Annotated in this window: 17 protein-coding genes; 9 read left to right on the forward strand and 8 right to left on the reverse strand. The window is 71.4% G+C overall.

Going from position 1 to position 17,575, the window contains the following annotated elements; all coding sequences use genetic code 11:
- Window positions 1-108: 108 nt before the first annotated feature.
- Complete coding sequence (locus JK364_RS32145; RefSeq protein ID WP_201854862.1) at window positions 109-984, reverse strand: aldo/keto reductase; 876 nt, start codon at window positions 982-984, stop codon at window positions 109-111.
- Window positions 985-1,190: 206 nt separating this feature from the next.
- Window positions 1,191-2,063, reverse strand: coding sequence for a helix-turn-helix transcriptional regulator (locus tag JK364_RS32150; RefSeq protein ID WP_201854863.1), 873 nt, complete (start codon window positions 2,061-2,063; stop codon window positions 1,191-1,193).
- Between the two features lie 209 nt (window positions 2,064-2,272).
- Here JK364_RS32150 and JK364_RS32155 point away from each other — a divergent pair, with 209 nt between their 5' ends.
- The 3 genes from JK364_RS32155 (at window position 2,273) to JK364_RS32165 (ending at window position 4,301) form a co-directional block, all read left to right on the forward strand.
- Window positions 2,273-3,040: an SDR family oxidoreductase gene (locus tag JK364_RS32155; protein WP_201854864.1), complete on the forward strand. Its 768-nt coding sequence runs from the start codon at window positions 2,273-2,275 to the stop codon at window positions 3,038-3,040.
- 78 nt (window positions 3,041-3,118) lie between these two features.
- Window positions 3,119-4,027, forward strand: a complete 909-nt coding sequence (locus JK364_RS32160) for an SDR family NAD(P)-dependent oxidoreductase (protein ID WP_201854865.1) — start codon at window positions 3,119-3,121, stop codon at window positions 4,025-4,027.
- Window positions 4,028-4,085: 58 nt separating this feature from the next.
- Window positions 4,086-4,301 (forward strand): tautomerase family protein, encoded by a 216-nt coding sequence (locus tag JK364_RS32165; RefSeq protein WP_020873857.1) that lies wholly within the window; start codon window positions 4,086-4,088, stop codon window positions 4,299-4,301.
- A gap of 95 nt (window positions 4,302-4,396) precedes the next feature.
- Here JK364_RS32165 and JK364_RS32170 read toward each other — a convergent pair whose 3' ends face one another.
- A complete protein-coding gene (locus JK364_RS32170) occupies window positions 4,397-5,719 on the reverse strand; it encodes a cytochrome P450 (RefSeq protein ID WP_201854866.1) in 1,323 nt (440 codons plus the stop codon).
- A 449-nt stretch (window positions 5,720-6,168) separates the two neighbouring features.
- Between JK364_RS32170 and JK364_RS32175 the strand changes: the two genes are divergently transcribed.
- The 6 genes from JK364_RS32175 to JK364_RS32200 all read left to right on the forward strand — a co-directional run bounded on the left by JK364_RS32175 (window position 6,169) and on the right by JK364_RS32200 (window position 13,047).
- Window positions 6,169-7,146 carry a trypsin-like serine peptidase gene (locus JK364_RS32175; protein WP_201854867.1) on the forward strand — a complete coding sequence of 326 codons (978 nt, stop codon included), beginning with the start codon at window positions 6,169-6,171 and terminating at the stop codon, window positions 7,144-7,146.
- A 91-nt stretch (window positions 7,147-7,237) separates the two neighbouring features.
- Window positions 7,238-7,480, forward strand: a complete 243-nt coding sequence (locus JK364_RS32180) for a hypothetical protein (protein ID WP_201854868.1) — start codon at window positions 7,238-7,240, stop codon at window positions 7,478-7,480.
- An 18-nt stretch (window positions 7,481-7,498) separates the two neighbouring features.
- A complete protein-coding gene (locus JK364_RS57660) occupies window positions 7,499-8,794 on the forward strand; it encodes a sensor histidine kinase (RefSeq protein ID WP_201854869.1) in 1,296 nt (431 codons plus the stop codon).
- The gene (locus tag JK364_RS32190) at window positions 8,791-9,441 is read left to right on the forward strand and encodes a response regulator (protein WP_044579604.1); all 651 of its coding nucleotides are present in this window, start codon (window positions 8,791-8,793) and stop codon (window positions 9,439-9,441) included. The genes JK364_RS57660 and JK364_RS32190 overlap by 4 nt, the downstream gene beginning before the upstream one ends.
- 156 nt (window positions 9,442-9,597) lie before the next feature.
- Window positions 9,598-10,362, forward strand: a complete 765-nt coding sequence (locus tag JK364_RS32195) for an ABC transporter ATP-binding protein (protein WP_201854870.1) — start codon at window positions 9,598-9,600, stop codon at window positions 10,360-10,362.
- A gap of 153 nt (window positions 10,363-10,515) precedes the next feature.
- Complete coding sequence (locus JK364_RS32200; RefSeq protein WP_201854917.1) at window positions 10,516-13,047, forward strand: ABC transporter permease; 2,532 nt, start codon at window positions 10,516-10,518, stop codon at window positions 13,045-13,047.
- A gap of 59 nt (window positions 13,048-13,106) precedes the next feature.
- On the opposite strand, the gene JK364_RS32205 is transcribed toward JK364_RS32200, so the two are convergent.
- The 5 genes from JK364_RS32205 to JK364_RS32225 all read right to left on the reverse strand — a co-directional run bounded on the left by JK364_RS32205 (window position 13,107) and on the right by JK364_RS32225 (window position 17,347).
- Window positions 13,107-14,288, reverse strand: a complete 1,182-nt coding sequence (locus JK364_RS32205; RefSeq protein WP_201854871.1) for a serine hydrolase domain-containing protein — start codon at window positions 14,286-14,288, stop codon at window positions 13,107-13,109.
- A gap of 96 nt (window positions 14,289-14,384) precedes the next feature.
- Window positions 14,385-15,104 carry a response regulator gene (locus tag JK364_RS32210; RefSeq protein ID WP_201854872.1) on the reverse strand — a complete coding sequence of 240 codons (720 nt, stop codon included), beginning with the start codon at window positions 15,102-15,104 and terminating at the stop codon, window positions 14,385-14,387.
- Window positions 15,101-16,246, reverse strand: a complete 1,146-nt coding sequence (locus JK364_RS32215; protein ID WP_201854873.1) for a sensor histidine kinase — start codon at window positions 16,244-16,246, stop codon at window positions 15,101-15,103. Before JK364_RS32215 ends, JK364_RS32210 begins: the two co-directional genes overlap by 4 nt.
- A 38-nt stretch (window positions 16,247-16,284) precedes the next feature.
- Window positions 16,285-16,839 (reverse strand): TetR/AcrR family transcriptional regulator, encoded by a 555-nt coding sequence (locus tag JK364_RS32220; RefSeq protein WP_201854874.1) that lies wholly within the window; start codon window positions 16,837-16,839, stop codon window positions 16,285-16,287.
- A gap of 34 nt (window positions 16,840-16,873) precedes the next feature.
- On the reverse strand, window positions 16,874-17,347 hold the full coding sequence (locus tag JK364_RS32225) for a nuclear transport factor 2 family protein (protein WP_201854875.1): 474 nt from the start codon (window positions 17,345-17,347) through the stop codon (window positions 16,874-16,876).
- Between the last annotated feature and the right edge of the window lie 228 nt (window positions 17,348-17,575).

Below are 17,575 nucleotides of genomic sequence, written 5' to 3' on the forward strand. Positions count from 1 at the left end.
GGTCTGGAACCGACAAAAGCAGGCGTCATCATTCCACGATGAGGCTCGGTAGTCTCGTGCCCGGACGACCGTTTGCGGGGCGGCCGGTGGCCGCCCCGCACCGGTGTCTCAGGAGAATGTGCCGAGCTCGACCCGGTCGGGGTCGGGGCCGCCGCGCGCCCCGGTGTCGAGCGCGTCGATGGCGGCCACCTCGTGGGGGGTCAGGGAGAAGTCGAAGATCCCGATGTTCTCCGCGATGCGGTGGGGTTTGACGGACTTGGGGATCGCGCACAGTTCGTGCTCGACCTGCCAGCGCAGGATGATCTGGGCCGGGCTCTTGCCGTACTTCTCGGCGAGGCCGGTGATGGTGGGTTCCTGGAGCGGATCCCTGCCCTTGTCCGCGCCCGCGTAGCGGTTCACCCCGCCGATGGGCGACCAGGACTGGGTGATGATGCCGTGGCGGACGTCGAACGCGCGCAGTTCGGGCTGGCTGAAGTTCGGGTGCAGCTCGACCTGGTTCACGGCGGGCACGACCTCGGTGCGCGCCATGAGGTCGGTCAGGTGTTCGGGGGTGTGGTTGCACACGCCGATGGCCCGCACCCGGCCGTCGGCCAGCAGCTTCTCGGCCGCCTTGTACGAGGCCGCCGTGGTGTCGTACGCGGACGGGACCGGCCAGTGCAGCAGATACAGGTCGAGGTGGTCCAGACCCAGTTTGGTGAGGCTGGTGTCGAAGGCCCGGAGGGTGGAGTCGTAGCCGTAGTCGGTCAGCCACAGCTTGGTGATGACGAAGATGTCCTCGCGGCCGATGCCCGAGCGGGCGATGCCCTCACCGACCTCCTTCTCGTTGCCGTAGGCGGCCGCGGTGTCGATCAGGCGGTAGCCGGCCTCGATCGCGGTGGTCACCGCGGGGACGGTCTCGTCGGGCGGGCTCTGGTAGACACCGAGCCCGAGGGCGGGCATCCGCACGCCGTTGTTCAGGGTCAGAAGCGGGGCTGGTCCATTCATACGGGGTCCTTGGGTGAGTCGGAGACTGGCGGGCCCACCGCCGGTGCCGTGCCCCGGCACCGGGCAGAGCCCGCTCGTACTGCGACAGGGGTTCCCGATGACGGGCCGCTCGCTCGCTCCGCGCCCCGAACGTCACCACGTTGGCGCGATCGGGGAGCCGTGCCCGGCCTCCGAGGCCGCCACTCCATCGCCCGTAGGGCGGGGGATCACGGTGACGAGCTGTGCTCGCCGGCCGTCATGTCCTGCGTGCCGATCACCGAGAGAAGCTCCAGCTGGGCGGCGCCCTCGGTGCCCGGCGGGGCGCTGAACCACAGCAGCCGCTGGTGGCCGTCCTCGCTGAACAGGGAGTGGCAGTCCAGCTCGATGACGCCCAGCGAGGGGTGGACGATGCGCTTGTGGTCGGTCCGCCGGAGGGCCACGTCATGGGTGTCCCAGAGAGCGGCGAACTCCTCGCTGCGGCGGCGGAGCGCGGCCACCATCCGCCGTACCTCGGAGTCGCCGCCGCGCCGGGCGGCGACGGCCTGGAGATCGGCCACGAAGACCCGGGAGTGGTGGGGGTGGTCCTCGGGCGGGTAGACCCCACGGGTGTCCGGATCCGTGAACCAGCGGTAGACGAAGCTCGCCGCGGGGCCGCGCACCGCCGGGGGACGGCCGACCAGCGCCGCGGCCAGCTCGTTCTGCACGAGCGTCTGGTGCAGATCGGTGATGACCTGGGCGGGGGTGGTGGTGAGCCGGTCCAGCAGGCCGAGCAGGGCCGGCTGGACCTGCGCGGCCGGGCCGTGCGTCGCCGGGGGAACGGGACGGTCGGCGAGGTGGAACAGATGGTCGCGCTCGTCGCCGTTCAGCCGCAGCGCACGGGCGAGCGCGGTCAGCACCTGGGCGGAGGGCTGGGCGCCCCGACCGCGCTCCAGCTCGGTGTAGTAGTCCGCGGACAGCCCGGCCAGCTGGGCGACCTCCTCGCGCCGCAGGCCGGGCACCCGGCGCCGCGGACCGGCGGGCAGACCGACGTCGGCCGGGCGGATGCGGTCGCGCCGGGACTTCAGGAACGCGGCGAATTCGGAGTGGTTCACGCTCTCCATGGTCGCTTGTGCCGGTGAGCTGAGCCAGGGGCTGACAACCCCAGGGTGGAGAGAGCCGTGGCTGGCCCGGCGATCCCGGCCCAAGCTGGAAACACCGAAGGGGCACGGCGGCGAACGACGCCGGCGCCCCGGGGCCACGGCCCGTACGCCGTGGCATCCGCCCATCAGCACATGCCAGCACATGCCAGCACATGACCTCAGGAGTCTCCATGTCGCCCCAGGAAAGCGCGTCCCAGCACCCCACCGACCGGCCCCGCGTCGCCATCGTCACCGGAGGTTCCCGCGGCATCGGCCACGAGGCGGTGAAGCGGCTGGCCGCCGACGGATACGCCGTCGTGATCGGCTACGCGGGCCACCGCGAACCGGCCGAGGCCGCCGCCAAGGACATCACCGCCGCCGGTGGCCGGGCCGTCGCCGTCCAGGCCGACGTCGCCGAGGAACAGCAGGTGGCCGCGGTCTTCGACACCGCGGAGTCCGAGTTCGGCGGTGTCGACGTCGTCGTCCACGCGGCCGGCCGGATGTATCTGGCCCCCATCGCCGAGCTGGACCTGGCCGAGCTGGACACGCTGCACCGCACCAACATCCGCGGCACCTTCGTCGTCGCCCAGCAGGCCGCCCGCAGGATCCGCGGCGGCGGGGCGCTCATCACCTTCTCCACGTCCATCGTGGGCCTGGCCCTCCCCGCCTACGGCGCCTACAGCGCCAGCAAGGGCGCGGTCGAGGCGCTCACCATGATCCTGGCGCGCGAGCTGCGCGGCCGGGACATCACCGTCAACACCGTGGCCCCCGGCCCCACCGCCACCGACCTGTTCCTCGACGGCAAGGACGAGGAGACCATCGCCCGGATGGCGGCCCAGCCCCCGCTGGAGCGCCTGGGCACCCCCGCCGACATCGCCGAGGTGGTGGCCTTCCTCGCCTCCCCGGCCGGCCACTGGGTCAATGGTCAGCGCGTCCGCGCCAACGGCGGCATCGTCTGACCGCCGCCGCACCACCGCTTCCCCCTTCTCTCGCCCTCCTCTCGCTTCTCTCGCCCTCCTCTCGCCCGTAAGGACCCCATGCCCTCCGACACACCCACGACCATCCTGGTCACCGGCGCCTCCAGCGGCTTCGGGGCGCTGACCGCACGCGCCCTGGCCCGCGCCGGCCACACGGTCTACGCCGGGATCCGGCAGCCGGACACCCGCAACGCCGCCGCGGTGGCCGAGCTGACCCGCTACGCCACCGACCATGACGCCGACCTGCGCGCCGTGGAGCTCGACGTCACCTCGCAGGACTCCGCCGACGCCGCCATCGCCCGCATTCTGGCCGACCGGAACCGGCTGGATGTGATCGTCCACAACGCCGGACACATGGCCACCGGCCCGGCGGAGGCCTTCACCCCCGAGCAACTGGCCCAGCTGTACGACGTCAACGTCCTGGGCACCCAGCGCGTCAACCGCGCCGCGCTGCCGCATCTGCGGGCCCAGGGGGAGGGGCTGCTGGTGTGGATCGGCAGCTCCAGCACCCGCGGCGGCTGCCCGCCCTTCATCGGGCCCTACTTCGCCGCGAAGGCCGCCATGGACGCCCTGGCCGTCAGCTACGCCGCCGAGGTGGTCCGCTTCGGCATCGACACCGCGATCGTCGTCCCCGGCGCCTTCACCTCGGGCACCAACCACTTCCGCCACGCGGGCGCGCCCGCCGACCCCGACCGCGCCGCCGCCTACGACGAGCGCTACGGCACCCTGCTGGCCGGACTCGACCAGCGGCTGGCCGCGCTGATTCCGCCGGACGCGGACGCCGCGCACGTCGCCGACGCCGTCGTACACCTGGTGGCCCTCCCGGCCGGTGCCCGGCCGCTGCGCACCCACATAGACCCCAGCCGCGACGGCAGCGAAGTCGTCTCCGCGGTCGCCGACCGCGTCCGCGCCGAGTTCTTCCGCCGGGCCGGGCTGGACGACCTGCTCACCACGGGCAGCTCACTGTAATCACACCCGAACCGCACCCTCGAACACACCGAAATCCCACGTAGGAAAGAGAACGACCATGCCCTTCGCGAACTTCAAGGTCCCTGCCGGATCCCTCGACGAGAAGCAGAAGGAGGAGATCGTCACCCGTGCCACCGAGCTGTACGTCGAGATCTACGGTGAACGCGCCCGCGCCACCACCCTGGTCCTGGTCGAGGAGGTCACCGACGGCGGCTGGGGCATCGGCGGCAATGTCCTGACCCTCGCCATGCTCCAGCAGCCCCCCGGCAACTGACACCGCCGGACCCCCAGGGCCCCGGCGTCCTCTTCTCCCCCGGGGCACGCCGGATTTCTCCCCGGGGGCCTACTCGGACCGGACCCGGACGCCCCCTAGCCCGCGGTCACCGGGGCGGGACTGAACGTGACGGGCAGCGACTCCAGGCAGCGGTACCAGAACGAGTCCACCCATCTCAGCTCGTCGGGCGCGACCGCCAGCGTCAGGTCCGGAACCCGGTCCAGCAGCACCTCGATCGCCGTCTCCGCGATGATCCTGGCCGTCTCCGGACCGCCCGCCGGACAGCCGTAGTCGCCGCCGCTGAACGCGACATGGGAGTGGTTCCCGGCGTGGCCGACGGGGGTGTCGGGCCACAGCAGCGGATCGGCGTTGGCGGCGGCCAGCCCGAGGACGACGAGGTCACCGGCGTGGATGCGCCGGCCGCCGAGGTCGGTGTCGCGGGTGGCGTACCGCCCGATGAGGTTCTGCAACGGGGAATCCGCCCACAGCACCTCGTTCATGGCCTCGCCGATGCTGCGGCGGTTGCCCGAGAGGGTCATCGCGAAGCGCTCGTCGGTGAGCATCAGCCGCAGGGTGTTGCCGATCCAGTACGAGGTCAGCGGCAGCGCCGCCGCCATCAGCACCATGACGTCCGCGGTGTGCTGCTCCTCGGTGAGGTCCGGGGTGTTCAGGATGAACTGCGAGGTGAGGTCGGGGCCCGGCGCCTCGCGCTTCGCCCGCACCAGCTCCGTCACATACGTGGCGACCCGCCGCTGACCGGCGATGGCCTCCTCGTTGGAGAGGAACGACATGGTCAGCCCCGCCGCCAGGGCCTCCAGCCCGGACTCGTCCTCGGACAGGCCGAACAGCTCGGCCGTGGCGAGGGTGGGCACCGAGTAGATGTAGTCGTACACCAGATCCGCCCTGCCGCTCGCGGCGAACTTGTCGATCAGCTGATCGGCGAACCGCTCGCAGTGGCCGCGCAGCACGAAGGGGTCGATCGTGGCGAGGGCCTCGCCGGCCGCCGTCGCGCGCCGCTGGTGCTCCTCGCCCTCCGTGAAGGTCATCATCGGGCTGTACGCCACCCACGGCATCAGCGGCCAGTCCGGCGGCACATCGTCCCAGCCGTTCCAGCGGCGCGGGTCCCGGCCGAACGTCTCGGTGTCGGACAGCACCTGACGGGTCTCGCGGTAGCCGAGGACGAACCAGGCGTCGATGTCGCCTTCGAGGAGGACCGGGGCGACCGGCCCGCTGTCCTGCCGTATCCGCTGGTAGGTCTCGTCCGGCCGGCGCCGGAAGTCCGGCCCGTACAGCCGCGCGGAGTGGGCGGGGCAGCCCGGGGGCGGCGTGTCGGGCGCGTCCGGCGTGTCAGGCGCGTGCTGCGGGGCCGGTGTGTCCTGGCTGTCCTGGGCGTCCTGGTCGTCCTGAAGGTGCGTCACCAATGGTCTTCCTCGGAGCGGCGGGCCTACGGGGATGCCGGGAGGCTAACAGCATCCGCTGCGGCGGACGGGCCCATCGCGTAGTACGGGGCTGCCGTGAATGCGTGAATACTTCCGTGAATTCGACCGGAGAAATGCTATTGCGGGTTCCGGACACTGTCGGGGATCGGGCGGCCGTCGCCACGCGGGAGAGGACGGCCGTTGACGCGCGTTGACGCGTCGGAATTCCTCATTCAATGCGGCACACGATCCATTCCGCTTTTACCGAAAGGGGCAGTCCAGTAGCGCGAGGCGATTTTCCGTACCGGGCCGGGGGCGTCATACCTGGCCGGATACCGTTCTGACCACCTGCGGGATCTTGGCGTGCGCACTTCATCACGCGATACGGTGCGCCCGGGATTTCACCGGGGGCGTCCGCTCCCTGTCCCGATCAAAAATTGGGGGGACTGGTGCAGATACGCAAGGTCGTTTTAGCGGCGAGCGGAGTGGTTTTCGCGTTCGCCCTGACGATTCCGGCGGCCGCGTCCGCTGATTCGCACAGCACCGTCACACGCAGCGCGGACACCGCGGTGTCCACGCACAAGAGTGCCGCGTCCCGCTCATCCGTGGAGTCCGCCGAGAAATACTGGACCCCGCAGCGTATGCGCAGAGCCGTCGAGGCCGACACGCCCGCCGACGCCAAGTCGTCGCGGAAGGCGGCCATCGACGCGGCGGCCGAACCCGCTCAGCTCGCGAAACCGCGGAAGGCCACATCGAAGAAGGCCCGCGGGGTGCGGATCGCCACCTCGATCGTGCAGGGCAAGGTCTTCTTCCACAACCCGACCAACGGCGGCGACTACGCCTGCTCCGCCGCGGCGGTCAACAATCCCACGAAGAACATGGTGTTCACCGCGGGGCACTGCGTCCACGGTGGCGCCGGTGGCACCTGGGCCACCAACTGGGTGTTCGTGCCCGCGTACTACAACGGCTCGCGGCCGTACGGAACCTGGTCCGCCAAGACGCTGACCACGTTCAACGGCTGGATCAACAACAGCGACCTGAACTACGACATCGGCGTGGTCAACGTCTGGGACAACGGCGCCGGCAAGCTGGTCAACACCGTCGGCGGCATGGGACTCGGCTACAACTACGGGTACTCCAACACCGTGACCGTCTGGGGCTATCCGGCCGCCTTCGGCTACGACGGCGAGCTGCCCTATGTGTGCCAGAACATCCCCACGTGGCAGGACGGCTCCCGGGTGCAGAACGGGTGCACCATGGTCGAGGGCGCGAGCGGCGGCCCCTGGCTGCGGGACTACAACGAGACCACGGGCCTGGGGACCGAGATCGGCGTCACCAGCACCCGGACCGATCCGCCCGCCTACATCGACAGCCCCTACTTCGACAACAAGATCCAGACGATCTACGACAACACCGCCAACGGCTGAGCACCACCCACCGCGCACTCGGCCGGGGCCCCGCACTCAGGGGGTCCCGGCCTCCGGCATCCGTAGCGCCCCACCATCGGGAGAAAACGTCATGCGCCCGCTCACCGCAGTCCTCATCACCGCGGCGGTCGTGGGAACCGGCATCGTCGCGGTCCTGGCCGTCACCGCCCGGGGTGACGACACCGGCGATCCCCCCGCCCCGGACACTCCACGGACCCATCGCGCGGATCCGCCGGACCCCTCGTACTGGACACCGGAGCGGCTGCGCGATGCACGGCCGGCGCCCATGCCCACCGACCCCGGCGCGGGAGAGGGGCGGCAATCGCCGCCGTAGGTGCGTAGGGTGGCGCGGGTGCGAATAGCTGTGTCCTCCGGCCGGCGCGCCGGTTATCGACGTTGGCCGGTGTGGGCCGCGCGCTCCGCGCTTGCGCTGTTGTTCCTCATCTCCGTCTATCAAGACATCGAGGAACGGATCGTCTTCGACCCGACCCTCGACACCGAGGCGTTCACCGGGGACTGGGCGCCGGTCTGTTCCGGGGTCCTGGCCGGGGCGATGGCCGTGCTGGCCGTCGTACGCGATCCCCGATGGGTTCCGCGGGCCGCGCTGGTGACCTGTGCCGGCACCTTCGCGGCCACGGTGGCCTACCACCTGCTGCCGGTGAACATGGTGACCAGCGAGACCAGCAGCGGCGAATTCATGGGCCAGCTGGTCCTCCTCGCCGTGGCGGTGCGCCGCTGCACGCCCCGGCTGACCTTGGTGGCCGTATCGCTGCTCAGCGTCAGCGTGTGCTCCGTACCGGTGTTGAGGGATTCGGATGTCGGCGAATCCGCCGAGAATATGCTGCTCATGCTGGCGCTGGCCTTCGTCTGCGGTCTGGTGCTGCGGCTCCACGACGCCCAGCAGGAGCGCACCGGACAGCTGGTGCGGCAGGAGGAACGGCTCGCGCTGGCCCGGGACCTGCATGACACCGTGGCCCACCAGGTGACCGCGATCGTGGTGCAGCTGCAGGCCGTGCGCCATGTCACCGGGCGGAGCACCCCCGACCCGCGGGCGCTGAACGAGATGCTCGAGGCCGTCGAGCACGCGGGCGGCGAGGCCCTGACATCGATGCGGCGCCTGGTGGGCTCGATGCGCGGTGACGAGACCCCGCGGCATCCGGAGAACCTGGGGGAGGTCCTGACCCGCATCGTGGACGAGGCGCGGGGGACGGGGCTGCCGGTCCGGCTGGACCTCGGGCGGGATCTGCCGGAGGACGTACCGGCCGAGGTCATCGGTGGGCTGAGCCGCGTCCTCCAGGAGGCCCTGACCAACGCCCAGCGCTATGCGCGCGGAGCGCGGTCGGTGGATGTGTCCGCCCGGGTGGCGGCACACCACGCCGAACTGGTCGTGGAGGACGACGGACAGGGCTCCCCGTCCGGACACCGCGGCAGCCTCGGCCGGTTTGGCGGCGGCTTCGGCATCATGGGCATGCGGGAGCGGATCGAGCTGCTCGGCGGCGCCTTCGAGGCGGGCCACCGCGTTGAAGGCGGATGGCGGGTCCGCGCCTCCGTACCGCTGCGCCCCGACGAGGCCGCGCGCACCCCGCGGACCCGCGGGCGGCACGCCGGACGAACCGGGTTGCGGCTACGGGAGGGCAGGACCGCATGACCATACGCATCCTGGTCGCGGACGATCAGCATCTGGTGCGGGCCGGATTCCGCATGGTGCTGTCGGCCGAGCCCGACATGGAGGTGGTGGCCGAGGCCGCCGACGGGGCCTCGGCCCTGTCCCTGGCCCGCGAGACCCAGCCGGACGTGTGCCTGGTGGACATCCGGATGCCCCCGCCCGACGGTCTGGAGGTCACCCGCCGGCTGGCCGGCGGCGGTCGGCCCGGAGCCCCGAAGGTGGTCGTGGTCACCACCTTCGACCTCGATGAATATGTGTACACGGCGCTGTCGAACGGAGCGTCCGGTTTCCTTCTGAAGGACGCCGGTCCGGCGCTGCTGACCGAGGCCGTCCGGGCGGCCGTCCGCGGGGACGCGATGGTCGCCCCGCAGATCACCCTCCGGCTGCTCCAGCACTTCACCAAGAGCCGGCGGCGCGCCGCACATGAGCCGGCCGAGCCGCTGACCGACCGTGAGGAGGAGGTCATCCAGGGCATCGCCCGCGGACTGACCAACCCGGAGATCGCCGCCGAGCTGTACATCGCGCCCAGCACGGTCAAGACGCATCTGGGCTCGGTCCAGGCGAAGCTGGGCCTGCGCAACAGGGTCGAGATCGCGACTTGGGCCTTCCGCACGGGGCGCGCGGAATAGCGGTCCCGCGGCGATCTCCCCCGATCGGGGGATGCGGTTCCGGATGGTCGGGGGATCCGCCCGGGGGTGGCCGGGCGGGAGGCTCATGGGCGTCGCCATCAGCGGCGACGCCCTCCGCCACGAGGGCCGTCCACCGAGCGCTCACCGAGGATCGGCATGCACGCACACCAGCACCCTTCCACCCCGGAGTCCTACGCCGCCCACGCCACCGATCTGACGAAGGTGTACGGCACGGGGGACACCCGTGTGGTGGCCCTCGACGCGGTCACGGTCGGCTTCGGCAAGGGGCGGTTCACCGCGATCATGGGTCCGTCCGGGTCGGGGAAGTCCACCCTGATGCACTGCATGGCCGGTCTCGACTCGCCGTCCTTCGGCTCGGTCCGCCTCGGCGACACGGAGATCGCCTCCCTGAACAACCGTCAGCTCACCCGGCTGCGCCGCGACCGCATCGGCTTCGTCTTCCAGGCGTTCAACCTGCTGCCCACCCTGAGCGCCCTGGAGAACATCACCCTCCCCATGGACATCGCGGGCCGCAAACCGGAGCGGGCCTGGCTGGAGAGCATCATCCAGACCGTCGGCCTGGCCGACCGGCTCGGCCACCGGCCCGCCCAGCTCTCCGGCGGCCAGCAGCAGCGTGTCGCCGTCGCCCGCGCGCTGGCCGGGCGGCCCGACATCGTCTTCGCCGACGAGCCCACGGGCAACCTCGACTCCCGCAGCGGCGCCGAGATCCTCGAGTTCCTGCGCGGCTCCGCGAGTGCGCTGGGCCAGACCGTCGTCATGGTCACCCATGACCCCGTCGCCGCCTCCTACGCGGACCGCGTGGTCTTCCTCGCCGACGGCCGCATCGTGGACGAACTCCACGCGCCGACGGCCGAGGCCGTCCTGGAGCGGATGGGCCGCCTGACCCCGGCACACGCCTGACGACCGCGTACGCCTGACGCCCGCGTACGCCTACGACCGCGTGCGCCTGACGCGTGCGCCTGCCCGTACGGCTGACGCCCGCGCCACGTACGCCCGATGCCCGCCCCGCTCCCCGAGCACCTCACACCCGGCACCCTCCCGGAAGGCCGCCCCGTGTTCCGTACCGCCCTGCGCAACGTCCTCGCGCACAAAGCCCGCCTGCTGATGACCATGCTCGCCGTTCTGCTCGGCGTGGCCTTCGTCGTGGGCACCCTCGTCTTCACCGACACCGTCGGCAACGCCTACAAGGAGCGCTTCCTCACCACCCTGAACAATGTCTCGGTCCAGGCCACACCGCCCTACGACGAGAAGACTGGCGAGCCCGGGACGGTGGAGGAGGACACACTGCGGCGGCTGCGACAGCTGCCCGGCGTGGCGTCCGTCACCGGCTCCGTCGAGGGGTCCGTCGCCGTGGCCGCGAAGGACGGCCACCCCCTCGGCGGGGACCATGTGACCGCGGGGGGCAACTACTTCCCCCAGGCCGACGGCAAGGACACCCGCCATCCGCTGACCGCCGGGCGCGCCCCCACCGGGCCCGACGAGGTGCTGCTGGACACCGCCACCGCCGACCAGGGCGGCTACCGGGTCGGCGACACCGTCCGGCTGGCCGTCGACGGACCGGTGCTGCACAAGAAGCTCGTCGGCATCGTCCGCACCGACGACACCCACGGCTCCGGCGGCACCCTGGCGCTCTTCGACGACGCCACCGCGCAGCAGCTGCTCCTGAAGCCCGGCGGGTACGACGGGATCACCCTCGAGGCCGACCGCGGCACCTCCGAGGCGAAGCTCGCGGCCGAAGCGCGTCATCTGCTGCCCGGGGACTCCGACATCAGCACCGGGGCGCAGTTGCGCGAGCGGCAGCGGGCCGAGGCCGCCGAGGGGACGAGGGGGCTCAGCCAGGTGCTGCTCGTCTTCGCGGCCATCGCCCTGTTCGTCGGCATCTTCGTCATCGGCAACACCTTCACCATGCTCGTCACCCAGCGTTCACGGGAGATGGCCCTGATGCGGGCCGTCGGCGCCGAGCGCCGCCAGGTGACCCGCTCCGTCCTCATCGAGGCCGGTCTGCTGGGGCTGTCCGCGGGTGCCGCGGGGTTCCTCCTCGGCATCGGCGTGGCCATGGGCATCCGGCAGCTGTTCGCGTCCAGCGGATCCGGTTTCCCGGACGGGCCGTTGACCGTCTCGCCCAGCACCGTACTGATCTCGTTCCTGGTGGGCGTCGTCGTCACCATGCTGGCCGCCTATGTGCCCGCCCGCCGAGCCGCCGCCGTGCCTCCCGTGGCCGCCATGTCCGCGATCCACATACCCCCGTCGGCCCGCAGCCTCCGCAGGCGCAACGCGATCGGCGTCGCCCTGATCGCGATCGGTGTGCTCGGCGTGGTGTTCGCGGCCTCCAGCGGCGAGCAGGGCGGGACCATCGTGCTCCTTCCGGCCGCCCTGCTGCTCATCGGCATCATCGTGGTGACACCGGCGCTCTCCGGCCCGGCCGTCGACCTGGCCGGACCCCTGCTGCGCCGCTTCGGCGTCCCGGGGAAGCTGGCCCCGCGCAACGCCCGGCGCAACCCCCGGCGCACCGCCTCCACGGCCTCGGCCCTGATGATCGGGCTGTCCCTGGTCACCGGCCTCACGGTGGTCGCGGTGTCCGCCACGACATCGCTGCACGAGCGGGCCGAGAGCTCCGTCATGGCCGACTTCGAGATCTCGTCGAAGAACAGCGGCCACCTGCCCGCGTCGGTCCACGACACCCTGGCGAAGTCCTCGGCCGTGACCTCCTCCAGCCCGCGGCGCGAGGGCGCCGTGCGGACCGGCGGCGACGAGGTGACCCTGACCGGTGTGGACCCCCGGACCATCGGTGACCTCCTCGACCCGAACTTTGTCTCGGGCTCGTTCGCGGCGCTGGGCTCGGGCGGAGGCAAGAGCCTGCTGATCGACACCTCCATCGCCGACATCTACGGATGGACGACGGGACAGCGGATTCCGGTGGTCTACGACGACGGCAGCCGGGGCTCACTGGAGATCGGCGGCGTCTACCACGAGGACGAATACCTTCCGTCCACCATGATGCCGCTGGCCACGCTGCAGCCCCATCTGAAGGAGATCGAGGACGCCTCGGTCCTGGTGCGCACCAAGGCCGGTGACGGCGACGCGGCACGGCGTTCCCTCCAGCGCACGCTCGACCAGAACCCCGTCATCCAGGTGCGGAACACCGACGACCTGGCCGAGGCGGCCGGTGGCGAGGCCATCACACTGCTCCTCAACGTCCTCTACGGGCTGCTGGCCATGGCGGTGGTGATCGCGGTGCTGGGAGTCGTCAACACCCTCGCGATGTCCGTGTTCGAGCGCACCCGTGAGATCGGGATGTTGCGCGCGGTGGGGCTCCAGCCCGAGCAGACGAAGCGGATGATCCATCTGGAGTCCGTCCTCATCTCGCTGTTCGGGGCCCTTCTGGGCATCGGCGCGGGGATCTTCCTCGGTTGGGCCGCGGGCAAGCTGGCCTCCGACAGCATCCAGGGGTACGAGATGGTCATCCCCTGGGGCCGTATCGCCGTGGCGCTCGCGGGCGCCGCGCTCGTCGGAGTGGTCGCCGGACTCTGGCCCGCCCGCCGGGCGGCCCGGCTGAACGTCCTCACGGCCCTCAAGGCGGACTGAGGCGCGTCGCGGGCGGACCGGCCGGGGCGCGGGGCGGCCGGTCCGCCGTGAGGCGCCGCTCAGGGGCTGCCGTAGGCCGCCACCATGATGTCCCGCACCACCGTGTTCATCTCCTGGCCCTTGGCGTCCGTGGAGTTGACGCTGTAGACGAGGGTGCGCGAGCCGTCGCGGGTGGACGCGATACCGGTGTTGTAGCCCCAGCGGCTGCCCGACTTCCCCCACACCTCACGGCCGCCCAGCTTCTTCATCGAGAGGCCGACCGAGTACGCGGCCGGGTCGCCGGTGGTGAAGTCCGCCACCTTCGGCAGTGTGAACATCTCCCGCAGCAGCGGGCCGCGCACCACCCGCCCCTGGAACAGGGCCTTGGTGAACCGCTCCAGGTCCGCCGTGGTCGAGATGATGTCCCCGGCCGCCCAGCCGTCCGTCGGCCCCCACACCGACACATCGCGCGGACCGGTCGTGCCGTCGTCCAGCCGCATCGTCTGGTAGCCGTGGTTGTGCGGGCCGGCGATGCGCGGATCCTTCCCCGGGAGATAGGTGTCGCGCAGGCCCAGGGGGATCAGGATCCGGCGGGTCACCTGGTGTTCGTACGAGTCGCCCGTGACCCGCTCGACGACCAGAGCGGCGATGGTGTAGCCGATGTTCAGATAGTGCTGCTTCTCGCCGGGCGGGAACTCGCGCTCCTTCGACGTGGCCGAGCGGACCATGTCCTCGGGGTCATGGATCCGGAAGCGGTCGGCGTACCGCTCCTCGACCGTGTTCCCGGGGAGGTCGGCGGCCGGGATGCCGTGGGTGTGATTGAGCAACTGCCGTACGGTGACCTTCCCGTACGACGCCGGGATCAGCTCCGGCAGATACGAGCGAGCGGTGCGGTCCAGGTCGAGTGTGCCCTCGGCGGCCAGTTGCAGGGCGACCGCGGCCGTGAACACCTTGGTCACCGAACCGGCGCGGAAGCGGCCCGCCGGATCGGCCGGCCGGTTGGTCGTCAGGTCGTGCACGCCCGAACTGCCTCTCCAGACGCCCTCGGTGCCCCCGACCCGTACCAGCGCGGCCGTGGCATCGCTCGTCGGCAGATCCGCGATGGCGGCCTCCAGCTCGGGAATCCCGGACGGTGTGGCGGCCGTGGCGGACGAGGTGTCCGCGGGCGACGAGGCGGCCGCGAGGGCCGGCGGAACCGCCGGGCCCGCCACGACGCCCAGGACGAGCGCCGCGGCCAGCAGGGTGCGGCTGGTGCTCTTCATGGTCAACTCCAGTGAAATGAGCCGTTGTTCTCGGTGGCTCCATCCTGGTGACCGGTGGTCTGGCGCGGATCGCCCGCGCGAGCGGTGTTCCGGGGGTCAGTTCCTCGCCGACGCGGGGGAGGAGCCGGGCCGGGACGCTCCCCCGGGCGGGGGATCCCCGGCCGTCCCGGCCGTGATCAGGCCCGTCTCGTAGGCGCAGATCACCGCCTGGATCCGGTCCCGCAGCCCCAGCTTGGCGAGCACATTGCCGACATGCGTCTTGACCGTGTGATCGCTGACGACCAGCTCCGCGGCGATCTCGGCGTTCGACAGGCCCCGCGCGAGCAGCAGCAGCGTCTCCCGCTCCCGTCCGGTCAGCGCGTCCAGCCGGGGATCGGGCCGCCGTGGCCGGGCGGTGGCCCGGGTGTACTGCTCCACCAGACGCCGGGCCACCGACGGCGCGAGCAGCGAGTCGCCCCGCGCCACCACCCGTACCGCGTGCACCAGATCGTCCCTGCGCACATCCTTCAGCAGGAAGCCGCTCGCGCCCGCGTGCAGCGCCTCGTAGACGTACTCGTCGGAGTCGAAGGTCGTCAACATCACCGTCCGGCAGGCGCCGGACGCGGCGATCCCGCGGCACGCCTCGATACCGTCCACACGTGGCATCCGGATATCCAGCAGGGCCACATCGGGCGTATGCCGCCGCACCGCCTCGACGGCCTCGGCCCCGTCGCCCGCCTCCGCGACCACTTCGATGTCCGGCTGGGCGTCAAGGATCATGGCGAAGCCGCTGCGCACCAGCTCCTGGTCGTCGGCCACCACCACCCGGATCGTCAACGCGCCACCTCCGCCGCGGAGGGTACGGGGAGCTGGACCCGCACCTCGAAGCCCCGGCCGTCCGGGCCCGGCCCGGTGACCGCCGTACCGCCGTGGGCCGCGGCCCGCTCGCGGATCCCGATCAGACCGTGGCCGCCACCGGAACCGGACCGCGGTCCGCGTCCGTCGTCCAGCACCCGGATGTCCACCGTGCCTTCGCCATAGGTGAGTTGGACGGAAACACCGCGGGCCGCCGCGTGCTTGACCACGTTGGTCAGGGCCTCCTGGACGATCCGGAAGACGCTCGCCCCGGTGGCCTCCGGCAGCGGCCGCACGGCCCCCGCCGACTCGTACGCCACCTCGAGGCCACTCGCCCGTATCCGGTCGAGCAGCTCGGGCAGACCGGCCGGGCCCGGCTGTGGCTCACGCGGGGCGCGGCCCGGCTCATCGCCCTCGCGCAGCACACCCAGCATCCGGCGCAGCTGGGCCATGGCGTCCCGGCCCGTGGCGGAGATGGCGTCGAAGGCGGCCTCGGCCCGCTCCGGGGCCGTCCGCACCGCCACCGGGCCGGCCTCCGCCTGCACGATCATCAGGCTCACCGCATGGGAGAGGATGTCGTGCATCTCCCGTGCGATCCGGGCCCGTTCGCGCGCGGCGGCCCGCTCCGCCTCGATCCGGTGCTCCCGCTGCCGGGCATCGGTCAGCCGCCCGAAGACATAGGCCGCCGCGAACACGAAGAGGGAGAAGGTCAGCTCACGTGCCGTGCGGGTGTTGAGCCACACCGACACCGGCACGGCGACCGTCAGCAGACCCCCGGCGACCAGCCGCTGCCACGGCGGTGAAACGGCGGCGATCGTGTAGATGATGACGAGCCCGGTGTACGGCAGCGGCTGCCCGGGCCCCGCCACCGCCAGCTTGTACAGCGCGCTGGTCGCGATGATCGCGGTCAGCACGGCGAGGGGAGCGCGCCGACGCCAGACCAGGGGGACGACGGTGAGTGTGGTCAGCCCGTAGGCGGGCCAGGTCGCCGGCTCCAGATCGGGTGGGCGCGGCACCACGAACGGCATCGTCATGGCCGCCTGGACCAGGAGCGCGATCCCGATGTCCACGGCCTGGGGGTGGGCTGCTCCCAGCGCCCGGCCCCGCTCCCACCACCCCCGCATGAGACTGGATGGTAACGGCTTGCCCTCGAGGGTGACGGCTATACCGCCTCCAGCAGGACGCGCGCGGCGGCTTTCGCCTGATGCGCGGGGTCCGCGCTGCCGGTGATCGCCGCGGTGGTGATGGCGCCTTCGGCCAGCAGGGCCAGGTGGTCGCCCAGCGAGGCCGGTTTGCCCGCGGCCGCCGTCAGTTCGGTGAGGTAGCGGAAGAACGCCTCCTTGTGGGCGCGGGCCGTCTCGGCGACGGCCGAGGAGGTGGCGCCGAGTTCCCCGAAGGAGTTGCTGAAGGCGCAGCCGCGGAAGTCCGGCTCGCCGAACCACTCGTGGAGCCAGTCGAAGACCGCCAGGACGCTCTCCTCGGGAGTGGCCTGGGAATCGGCGTACGCGGCCAGCTTCTGGCGCCAGCGGACGTCGCGCCGCCGCAGATACGCCTGTACGAGCTCGCCCTTGGACGGGAAGAGCTGGTAGAGCCGTTTGAGGGAGACGCCTGACGCGGAGCGGATCTCGTCCATGCCCACCGCCTGGATGCCCCGTCCGTAGAACAGGGTCTCGGCCGCGTCGAGGATCCGGAGCTCCGCGGTCTCGGGACTGATCATGTCATCGCTCTCCTGGTGCCTTGTGCCCTGCCGGTCAGAGGCCGAGGTCGGTCAGCCCGGGGTGGTCGTCGGGGCGGCGCCCGAGCGGCCAGTGGTACAGGCGCTCCGACTCCTCGATGGGGAGGTCGTTGATGCAGGCGTAGCGCAGGCGCATCAGACCGTTGTCGTCGAACTCCCAGTTCTCGTTGCCGTAGGAGCGGACCCAGTTGCCGGAGTCGTCGTGGGATTCGTAGGCGAAGCGTACGGCGATGCGGTTGCCGTCGAAGGCCCACAGCTCCTTGATGAGCCGGTAGTCCAGCTCCTTCGCCCACTTGCGGGTGAGGAGGGCGACGATCTCCGCGCGCCCGGTGGCGAACTCCGCGCGGTTCCGCCAGCGCGAGTCGACGGTGTAGGCGAGGGCGACCTTCTCCGGGTCGCGGGAGTTCCAGCCGTCTTCCGCCAGCCGGACCTTCTCGATGGCGGTCTCGCGGGTGAACGGGGGGAACGGAGGACGTGCGGCGTCGGTCATGTCGACTCCTCGAGTCGTGGCGGGGGAGGAGAGAACGAGCATTCTCTCCGTCGGGTACGACACTAGGAGAACGATGGTTCTCACGCAAGTGCCGACCCGCCGCCGTCCCGGTGACAGGGGGTGGTGATCACGCTTTCCGATGGCGGTGGGTACCGTGCGAGCGGAAGGACCGTGCTCGACGACAAGGCAGGGGACCGGCGTGTTGATCGACGATCTGCGGCAGGAGCT

The sequence above is a fragment of the Streptomyces endocoffeicus genome (assembly GCF_016741935.1).
Lineage (GTDB): Bacteria > Actinomycetota > Actinomycetes > Streptomycetales > Streptomycetaceae > Streptomyces > Streptomyces endocoffeicus.